Genomic DNA, 8,913 nt, shown 5'->3' with positions numbered 1-8,913 from the left:
ATCGCGCGCCGCAAGGCGCGCGATGCCACGCCCAACCGGCGCGGCGGTGCCAAAGGCACGGCCGGCGGCGGGCGGGAGTGCCTGTTTCTCAGAAATCTGATGCCGCCAGCCGCAGCTTTCCGCCGGGGCCGTCGCGGCACGCCTTGGCAAACCGCGAAACCGGTGATTGAGTGGCGCCATGCTGCGCTCCAAACGCCCCCAGATCCTCACTGGCATGGCCCTCGGCGCCCTTTGGGGCGTCTTGGTCACCGGCTTGCCGCAATGGCTGGGCTTGCCCTACATTCCCGCGCCCATCGCCTTGCCCGGCGCCTTCCTGGCGCCGGGTCTGGTGCTTGCCCTGATCATCGGCCGCCTGGCCCAGCGGCGGTTCTTTGACGACGCGATGATCGACGGAGAGCCCTTCTCCCCAGGCTCCCCGGCCGAAATCGACCAGCGGGTGCTGACCAACACCGTCGAGCAGCTGGTGCTTGCGCTCGCTGTCTGGCCCTTTGCTGCCGTCACCCTGGGCGGCGCCGTGGCCATTGCCCTCGGCCTCTCGTTTGCGCTGATGCGGCTCTTGTTCTGGGCCGGCTACCACCTGTCGCCGCCGCTCAGGGGGCTGGGCTTTGCCGGGACGTTTTATCCGACGGTGATAGCTGGGATTTGGGCGCTGGCGGTTTGGGCTTGAAACAGTCCCGCCCGGCGAAGCGCCGCCTGAAATTCCCGCCTTGCACCCCGCCAAAGCACCGTTAGTCTCTGCGCCAAAGAGGAGGGCGCGCATGATACTCGATCACCTGGCGGTGGCAGGCAAAACGCTGGAAGTCGCCGCGGCGCATGTGGAGCAATCCCTGGGCATCGCAATTGGCCCCGGCGGCTGCCATGCCCGCTACGGCACCCACAACCGGCTGATCGGGCTGGAGGACGGGCTGTACCTGGAGGCCATCGCCATCGACCCGGAGGCCCGGCCAGAGGAGCAGCCGCGCTGGTTCAATCTCGACCGCTTTGAAGGCCCCGCGCGGCTCAGCAACTGGATCCTGCGCAGCGAGGACCTGGAAGCGGCGAAGCCCCTGCTGCCGCCCCATGCGCAGCGGCATGTGCAGATGCATCGCGGCGATCTCAGCTGGCTGATGACGGTGCCAGCGGACGGGCTGCTGCCCTATTACAACCTGTTCCCGGCGGTCCTGCAGTGGCAGGCAGAGCCTCCCGCAGGCAAACTGCCGCAGTCCGGCTGCCGCCTGACCCGGCTGGTCCTCAGCCACCCGGAGGCCTCTGATTTACAGACCGCGTTGGACCGCATCCTCAGGGACCCGCGCCTCAAGGTGGAGCAGGGCGCGCCGGCAATGATGGCGGAATTCGACACGCCGCATGGGCCGAGGCAGCTCAGATGATCATCCGCCCCGCAACCCCGGCTGATGCCGAAGCCGTCTGCGCCATCGCCAACTGGGTGATCCGCGACACCCTGGCGACCTTCAACACGATCGAGAAAACACCGGACCAGGTGCGTCAGCAGATCGCCGCCAGTAACGGCAGCTACCTGGTGGCCGAACAGGACGGGGAGATCCTGGGCCACGCGCATTTCTTTCCGTTCCGCTCCGGCCCCGGCTACCGGTTCACGGCGGAGCACACCATTCATCTGCTGCCCGCCGCGCAGGGCAAGGGCGCGGGCCGCAGGCTGATCGAGGCACTGGAAGAGCAGGCCAAACAGGCGCAGATCCATGTTCTGATCGCCAGCGTCAGCAGCGCCAACCCCGGTGCCATCGCCTTTCATGCCGCCTTGGGCTACGCGGAAACCGCCCGGATGCCGGAGCTCGGCTGCAAGCAGGGGCGCTGGCTGGATACTGTTTTCATGCAGAAAATCCTGACGCCGGGGATTCCCGCCCCTGACAGTGCCGCCAAACCCGGATAGGCTGAGCCCCATGTCACTTTGGACCCGCATATCCGACGCGCTGTCGGCGCTTGCCGCAGGCGAAAGCCTGGCCGAGGTTTTCGACCGCCTGCGCGCCCCGCCCGAGAGAACCGTGGCCTTTGCCATTGCCGTCATCGCGCTTGGCGCCAAGATGGCCAAGGCCGACGGCCAGGTCACCCGCGACGAGGTCACCGCCTTCCGCGAGGTGTTCCAGATCGCGCAGGATGACGAGGCCGGCGCCGCCCGGGTCTTCAACATGGCGCGCACCGATGTGGCCGGCTACCAGGAATACGCCCGCCGCATCCAGAAGATGTTTGCCAACGATCCGACCACGCTCTGCGACCTGATGGAGGGGCTCTTTCATATCGCCATGGCGGACGGCTTTTATCACCCCGGCGAAAACGAGTTCCTGGAGGAGGTGAGCCGCATCTTCGGCCAGACCCCGCAGCAGTTCCAGGCGCTGCGGGCGCGGTTCGTGCCGGATGCGCCCAAGGACCCCTATACGGTGCTGGGGGTCAGCCCGGACATGCCGCGCGAGGAGATCCGCAAGCACTGGCGCAAGCTGGTGCGCGACACCCACCCGGACGCGATGATCGCCCGCGGGGTGCCGGAGGAAGCGGTGCGGCTGGCGGAAAAGCGGATGATCGACATCAACCGCGCCTGGGATGAGATCAGCGGGTGCGGCGGCAATGCGGCTGGCCACGTATAATATCGAGTGGTTCGCCTATCTGTTCGACAAGAACGACAGGCTGATTCTGGACGGCAAGCCGTCCGGCGTCCACAGGGTTGACCGCTACACGCAGGGACGGGCGATTGCCCATGTGCTGCGCCGCCTGGATGCCGATGCCATCATGGTGATCGAGGCCCCCAATACGGGACGCACCCAGCGCACCACCCGCGCGCTCGAGGCCTTTGCGGCGGAGGCGGGCCTGCGCGCGCGCGAGGCGGTCAGCGGCTTTGCAAACGACACCCACCAGGAAATCGCGCTGCTCTATGATCCGGACGTGCTGGAGGCAGTTCATGACGCCCGCGCCAGCGCCGCAGCGCCGCGGTTCAACGGCGTGTTCGAGATCGACCTCGACGTGGATGACCAGCGGGACACGGTTGAGTTTTCCAAACCGCCGCTGGAGCTGGCTGTCACCACCCGGGGCGGCACCGCGCTGCGGATGATCGGCGCGCATCTGAAGTCCAAGGCGCCGCATGGGGCCAACGGGCCGGAGGAGATCACAGCGCTTTCCATCGCCAACCAGCGCAAGCAGTTGGCGCAGGCGAACTGGCTGCACCGGCGGGTGGCGGAGCATGTGGCCGCGGGCGAGCATGTGATCGTGCTGGGCGATCTCAACGACGGCCCCGGCGCCGACGACTACGAAAAGCACTTCGGCCAGTCCTCGATCGAGATCGTGCTGGGCGACCTGCTGAACGACCCCAACGCGCAATCCCTGCTGCAGCCGCGCGCCACCTCGCTGCCCAGCACCTCGCGGTTCTACAATCCTGATTCCAAACGCTATTTCCCGGCGCTGCTGGACTATGTGATGATCTCCCACAGCCTGATGGGGTTCGATCCGCAGTGGCGGATCTGGCACCCGTTCGACGATGCCGAATGCTATGCCGACGAGGAGCTGCGGGAGGCGCTGCTCAATGCCTCCGACCATTTCCCGGTGACGCTGGATATTGCTTTGGCGTGAGGACAACAGAGGCCGTTGCCGGCCGTTTTGCCGCCAAGGTGCAGTAACGTCCGGGCAGGGAACGTGCGGGGAAAGTCGGCTTTGTGCCCATTGCTGCCGTCACTCGGCTGCGCGGATGCTGGATGCGCAAAGGGCCGCTCGCCCCCCGGGAGCGGGCATTGCTCTGCCGGGCACCGAGATGAAAGCGGGTCTTTTCCGGCATCCAGGACAGCGGCGGCTATGAGCAGACCTCGGGCACAGTAAGCCTTGGCACTCATGGCGAAGCCAAAGCCGGGCACGCGGCGAAACACCGTACCAAACCTCGCAGTCCGCGCAGCCGCATTCCCCAGCCAAACCCTTTTGAAAGGGGCGCCCTGATGCCCGGACGCCCCATCCGTTTCCGGGGCGGGGAAAGAGCTGCAGGCTGTATGTGCTCTCGATGCTATTCGTCAGGGCTGACCTTTATCATGATATGGGCGTAAGGGGTGTCTTTCCACATCACGTATACCGGGTCGTTCGGGTTGGTGGACAAACCGTCAAGCATTGCCTTGTCCGGCACAATCACCATCAGGTGCGGGCCTTCTTTGACCCAGTCGTCGCTTTTGCCGGGATCGGTGGCGTAGGGATCGCTGTTGCTGACACCGATGGCAGTTCCTTCGCCTGCGAGCATGTAGGACACGCTGAGTTTATCGGGTGAAAACTCCTGCTTGTTCATTAGTGCGGTAATCAGCGCATCCCAAGTCGCGTCGTTGCACATAGGGCCGATAGCTTCCTGTTGCGGATAGCATGTGTAGCCGTTTGAACCGGCACGAAGGACCGTGCCGTCCGGGGCCTTGATGGTTGCTTCCGCCGTTACCGCAGCCGGGGCAGCGCTTTCGGCGCTGGCAATCATTGCGTCAGTGTCTGCAAAAACCGCAGCAGCGCCTGCAAACAGCGCCAGGCATGTGCAGGAAAGAAGGAATGTGGTTTTCATGACGGCCTCCTGATGGAAATTTTACGAACGGAACGGACGTTCGCGCGCACCTGCATGAATTTATCTGTGGTAATAGAATACCCCTTGCAAAGTCATGCTTTGCAGGGATGCGCTTGGTCAATTTCGATTCGAAAGGACTCAGTTCCCGCAGTATACCATCTTCCCGGGTTGGGCGGTGATGGGGGCGTCCTGGCTGACCGGTCATGCCGCCCGCCCGTCGAACGCTGCTTCGGTGCATGCCCCGCCTCGGCGCCGTCGCGTTGAGCCGAGGCCGGCTCCGGGCCGTCACCCCATTTTGCAAAGTCCGCCTTCTGCGGAGAGCAGCCGTGCCGCTTCGATATGGCTGTATTCGCGGCGAATGACCGGGAAGTCCCGCCAGCCCCAATCCCGCCAAGCACGGCGCTGTTGCGCAAACCCTCTGTTCGCGCGGAGCGGGCGCCCCTATATTGGCCTCATGAAACAGATCCTTCTGCCCGCCGCCCTGATCGCCCTCCTGTCCAGCCCGCTTGCCGCCCAGGAAGCGGAAGGGGAGGACAACGGCACTTCGCTGATGGAGCGCGGCGCGGAGCTGTTCTGGGAGGGGCTGCGCCAGGAGATGGCGCCGGCGCTGGAGGACCTGCAGGGCATGATGGAGGAGATCGGCCCGGCGATGGGCGCTTTCCTGGCCGAGATGGGGCCCGCGCTGGCGGAAATCGCCAAGGAGGTGGAGGATTGGAGCGCCTATGAGCTGCCCGAGATCCTGCCAAACGGCGATATCATCATCCGCAAGAAGCCCAAGGACAACGCGCCCGCCGACAAGGAAACCGCGGAAGAGGAAGGCGTCACCGAGATCTGACGCCCTCCGGCAAGCTTATTCCTGCACCGTCTCCGGCGGCGGGGCCGGCTTTTTGAAGGTCAGCTGCACCTCCGCATCCAGCGCCTTGCCCAGAGAGTTCAGCCGGGCTTCGGCCACTTCGCCGTAAAGCGGCCGCGCCGCGTCCGGCAGGTCCACATGCAGAACCCGCTTGCGCGGCTGCCAGCGCAGGGTGCCGATGTTGCCGTTGCCGGTGACCATCAGCATGGCGCCGAACCGCATCGCCTTGCCCAGCACCTCGGCCTCGTGCTGACCCTTCTCGTCCAGCAGATGATAAAGGTATTCGAAGCTGCTGCCGCGCCGCTTGTTGCTGTAGCGGTGCAGCAGCGCCAGCCCCAGGAACACCCGCTCCGAATGCTTGAGCCCGCCCAGGTTGGCGCGGGTCGCGTTGTCGAAACAGACCTCGGCGCGGTAGTCGGGATGGGCGCGCCAGCTGACGTCATGCAGCAGGCAGGCGGCCTTGACCAGCCGCCGCTTGCTGTGCCGGGCGCCGCTGAAAATGGGGCTCACGAAATCATACAGCGTCTTGCCGAAGCCGGGGACGCGGGCGTCCTTCATCTCGGCAAAGCGGGAGGCCTCGATCAGCGGATCGCGGGCGCGCAGCCGCTGCGGCATCTGCTCGTACAGCAGCCCTTCGCGGATGCCATAGCTGGAAACCGCGATATCCTTAGGCTTGAAGGTCTTGATCAGCCGGGTCAGCACGTCGATGGCATAAGGCACCAGCGCCATCCGGCTGGAGGAGACCCCGCAGGCCTCGCGCAGCTTGTCCAGGTTGCGGGTCTCGATATAGCGGGCAGTCTCGCGCACGTCCTTGGCGGACATCCGGTATTCATGCAGCACCTTCAGCGGATAGCCGCGCCGGTGCATGTCGATGCGGGCAATGGCGCGCCAGCTGCCGCCGACCAGGAACAGCCGGTCGCGCTGGGTGCCCATCTCTTCCTTCAGCTGTTCGATGACAGTCTTGATGTAGTCCTTGCGGCCCTTGCGACCGCCCTTGATGTCGCGCAGCTTCAGCGGCCCCAGCGGCGAGGTCACCCGGCGGCCCACGGTGTTCTCCTGGATCTCCGCCAGCTCCATCGAGGAGCCGCCGATATCGCAGACCAAGCCATAGGCGCCGGGCCAGCCCAGCAGCACACCCTGGGCCGACAGCCGCGCCTCTTCGCGGCCGTCGATCACGTGGATCTTGAGGCCGGTCTCGCGCAGCACCTCCTCGCAGAACTCCGGCCCGTCCTCGGCATCGCGCACCGCGGCGGTGGCCACGGCGGACAAGGGCGGCAGCCCCATGCCCTTAGCCAGATACTGGAACCGGCGCAGCGCCGACAGGGCGCGGGCGCGGCCCTCGGGGTTCAGGCGGCCGCTGTCGGACAGGCCGGCGCCAAGCGCGCACATGATCTTTTCGTTGTAGAAATAGGCCGGGCTGCGGGCGGCGCCGTCGAACACCACCAGGCGGACTGAGTTGGAGCCGACATCGACCACCCCCACCCGGGACAGCGCCCTGGCACCGGGGTCGTGAAAGATCGGACGCCCGAAGGGGCCCCAATCGGTGCTGGCGGCGGCGGGGTCCTGGGTCACGTTCATGAGGGCTCCGTCTTGCAATCCGCGGTCAGGATGGTGCAAGGGCGGGCAGGGGTCAACCGCTTGCGGATGCGTCATTTTCCGTTGCCTCTTCGCGGATCTCCGACAGCGCCCGCACCGCCAGGGGGCGGGACAGGCTGCGTTTTTCAGCCAGCGACAGGTGGTCAAGCCGCCGCACGATCTGCGCCGCCGCGGCAAAGGAGCGGTTCATATGGGCCACCAGATAGGGAATCACATCCGGCTTGGGGGTGATCTGGCGGTCGTTGAACAGCTTGGCCAGCACTACCGCAAGCAGCTGATCATCCGGCGGCTGCAGCTCAGCATGGGTGGCGGCCTGCACCCGGCTTTGCAGGTCGGGCAGGGTAAGGCCCCAGAGGTTGGGCGCTCCCTGGCCGGTCATCACCAGCGAATGCCCCTGCGCCAGCACCAGGTTGTGCAGGTGGAACAGGGCGTTCTGCCGCTCCGCATCGCCGGCGATCTGCGGCACGTCCTCCACCGCGATGGGGCCGTGCGCCAGCTCCGGCACCGCCTCCGCCGTCAGCTTGGCCGCGGGGATGATGCGCGCCCCGGTCTGGCTGGCCCAGACATGCGCCAGATGGGTCTTGCCGGAGCCCTTGGGCCCGGTCAGCACCAGCTTGCCGCTGGGCCAGGCAAAGCCGGGATCGAGCAGAGCCACCGCCATCGCATTAGAGGGGGCCACAAAGAAATCATCCCGCCCCAGCGCCGGTTTCGCCGGGAGATCAAAGCTCAGCTGCTGTGCCATGACGTTATTCCGATCCCGCGTCGCGGTGGCCCTGGCCCTGGTACAGGCGGCTGTCCAGGTACTGCTCGGTCACGAAGCGGGCAATCACTCCCAGCGCTGCGGCGACGGGCACCGCCACCAGCATGCCGACAAAGCCGAACAGGGCGCCGAAGACCGACAGCGCCAGCAGCAGCCAGACCGGGTGCAGCCCGACCGAGTCGCCCACCAGCTTGGGGGTCAGGAAGTTGCCTTCGACCACTTGGCCGATGGCAAAGATCAGCGCCACCAGCCCGATCGAGACCCAGTCGCCCCAGAACTGGAACAGCGCGAGGCCAATCGCCAGCGCGCCGCCAATGAGCGCGCCAAGATAGGGGATGAAGGTGATCAGCCCGGCGATGAAGCCCACGGCGAGGCCGAAGTTCAGCCCCACCACCATCAGCGCCACGGCGTAATAGGTGCCAAGGATCAGGCAGACGGTGCCCATGCCGCGGATGAAGGACGCCAGCGCCGCGTCGATTTCACCGGCCAGGCGGCGGATCACCGGCTGGTGGTCGCGCGGCAGCAGCTCGTCGATGCGGGCGACCATCCGGTCCCAGTCCAGCAGCAGATAGACCGCCACCACCGGCACGATGACCAGCAGGATCACGATGTTGAAGAAGGAGGCCGCGCCGCCCAGCACCGATTGCAGCACCTCCATCGCACGCGACTGCAGCGTCTGCATGAAGGAGGTGATCGCCTGGTGAATGCGGCTGTTTTCCTCGAAGACGGAGGGGAAATGCTCGATGGCAAAGGTGCGGGCATCGCGCAACAGCTGCGGCAGCACCTGGGCCAGGTCGATCATCTGCGAAATCAGCGTTGGCACCACGATCAGCAGCAGCAGAAGGAAGATCAGCAGCGCGCCGACGGTGATGGTGGCGGTGGCGCCGGTGCGGCTCATGCCCCAGGCTTCCAGCCGGTCGGCAACCGGGTCGATCAGATAGGCGATGGCGGCGCCCAGCACGAAGGGCATCAGCACATTGCCAAGCGCCCACATCACCACCGCAAAGACCAGGGCGGCGATGCCCCAGTATTTCAGCTGCTGTTTTGCTGGTAGCGCCATGGTCCGCGTGCCGCCTTTGGTCCGTTTGCATCAGGATCTTGGCGCCAGTCTTCCCTGATGGGGCAGGGGCTTGCAAGGGGCGGGGGCGATTCCCCTGTGGGCAAGGCGGGGATAAGGCGGAA

General features: G+C 65.9%; 11 protein-coding genes. 6 read left to right on the top strand and 5 right to left on the bottom strand.

Going from position 1 to position 8,913, the window contains the following annotated elements:
- On the bottom strand, positions 1-180 hold a 180-nt coding region (locus ACFMBG_RS06535), incomplete at its 3' end, for a hypothetical protein (protein WP_421053900.1).
- On the opposite strand from ACFMBG_RS06535, the gene ACFMBG_RS06530 reads away from it, so the two are divergent.
- The 5 genes from ACFMBG_RS06530 (at position 179) to ACFMBG_RS06510 (ending at position 3,570) form a co-directional block, all read left to right on the top strand.
- Entirely contained in the window at positions 179-667 is a 489-nt protein-coding gene (locus tag ACFMBG_RS06530) for an MAPEG family protein (RefSeq protein ID WP_421053899.1), read from the top strand. The two genes, ACFMBG_RS06535 and ACFMBG_RS06530, sit on opposite strands and share 2 nt — an antisense overlap.
- Before the next feature lie 91 nt (positions 668-758).
- The gene (locus tag ACFMBG_RS06525; RefSeq protein ID WP_421053898.1) at positions 759-1,367 is read left to right on the top strand and encodes a VOC family protein; all 609 of its coding nucleotides are present in this window, start codon (positions 759-761) and stop codon (positions 1,365-1,367) included.
- Positions 1,364-1,885: a GNAT family N-acetyltransferase gene (locus tag ACFMBG_RS06520; protein WP_421053897.1), complete on the top strand. Its 522-nt coding sequence runs from the start codon at positions 1,364-1,366 to the stop codon at positions 1,883-1,885. Before ACFMBG_RS06525 ends, ACFMBG_RS06520 begins: the two co-directional genes overlap by 4 nt.
- Positions 1,886-1,895: 10 nt before the next feature.
- On the top strand, positions 1,896-2,594 hold the full coding sequence (locus tag ACFMBG_RS06515; RefSeq protein ID WP_421053896.1) for a TerB family tellurite resistance protein: 699 nt from the start codon (positions 1,896-1,898) through the stop codon (positions 2,592-2,594).
- The gene (locus ACFMBG_RS06510; RefSeq protein WP_421053895.1) at positions 2,575-3,570 is read left to right on the top strand and encodes an endonuclease/exonuclease/phosphatase family protein; all 996 of its coding nucleotides are present in this window, start codon (positions 2,575-2,577) and stop codon (positions 3,568-3,570) included. The genes ACFMBG_RS06515 and ACFMBG_RS06510 overlap by 20 nt, the downstream gene beginning before the upstream one ends.
- Positions 3,571-3,991: 421 nt before the next feature.
- Here the strand turns inward: ACFMBG_RS06510 and ACFMBG_RS06505 are convergent, their stop codons facing one another.
- Entirely contained in the window at positions 3,992-4,522 is a 531-nt protein-coding gene (locus ACFMBG_RS06505; protein WP_421053894.1) for a hypothetical protein, read from the bottom strand.
- 454 nt (positions 4,523-4,976) lie between these two features.
- Between ACFMBG_RS06505 and ACFMBG_RS06500 the strand changes: the two genes are divergently transcribed.
- Positions 4,977-5,357 carry a hypothetical protein gene (locus ACFMBG_RS06500; RefSeq protein ID WP_421053893.1) on the top strand — a complete coding sequence of 127 codons (381 nt, stop codon included), beginning with the start codon at positions 4,977-4,979 and terminating at the stop codon, positions 5,355-5,357.
- A 15-nt stretch (positions 5,358-5,372) separates the two neighbouring features.
- Here the strand turns inward: ACFMBG_RS06500 and ACFMBG_RS06495 are convergent, their stop codons facing one another.
- The 3 genes from ACFMBG_RS06495 to ACFMBG_RS06485 are packed head-to-tail and all read right to left on the bottom strand — an operon-like array spanning position 5,373 to position 8,791.
- Positions 5,373-6,953 (bottom strand): Ppx/GppA family phosphatase, encoded by a 1,581-nt coding sequence (locus ACFMBG_RS06495; RefSeq protein WP_421053892.1) that lies wholly within the window; start codon positions 6,951-6,953, stop codon positions 5,373-5,375.
- Between the two features lie 52 nt (positions 6,954-7,005).
- Positions 7,006-7,713 carry an HdaA/DnaA family protein gene (locus ACFMBG_RS06490; protein ID WP_421053891.1) on the bottom strand — a complete coding sequence of 236 codons (708 nt, stop codon included), beginning with the start codon at positions 7,711-7,713 and terminating at the stop codon, positions 7,006-7,008.
- Between the two features lie 4 nt (positions 7,714-7,717).
- Positions 7,718-8,791 carry an AI-2E family transporter gene (locus tag ACFMBG_RS06485; RefSeq protein WP_421053890.1) on the bottom strand — a complete coding sequence of 358 codons (1,074 nt, stop codon included), beginning with the start codon at positions 8,789-8,791 and terminating at the stop codon, positions 7,718-7,720.
- Positions 8,792-8,913: the final 122 nt, after the last annotated feature.

This window comes from Leisingera coralii (assembly GCF_049056525.1).
GTDB lineage: Bacteria > Pseudomonadota > Alphaproteobacteria > Rhodobacterales > Rhodobacteraceae > Leisingera > Leisingera coralii.
Note: the sequence above shows the minus strand (reverse complement) of the source record. Positions and strands in the feature narration are given on the sequence as shown.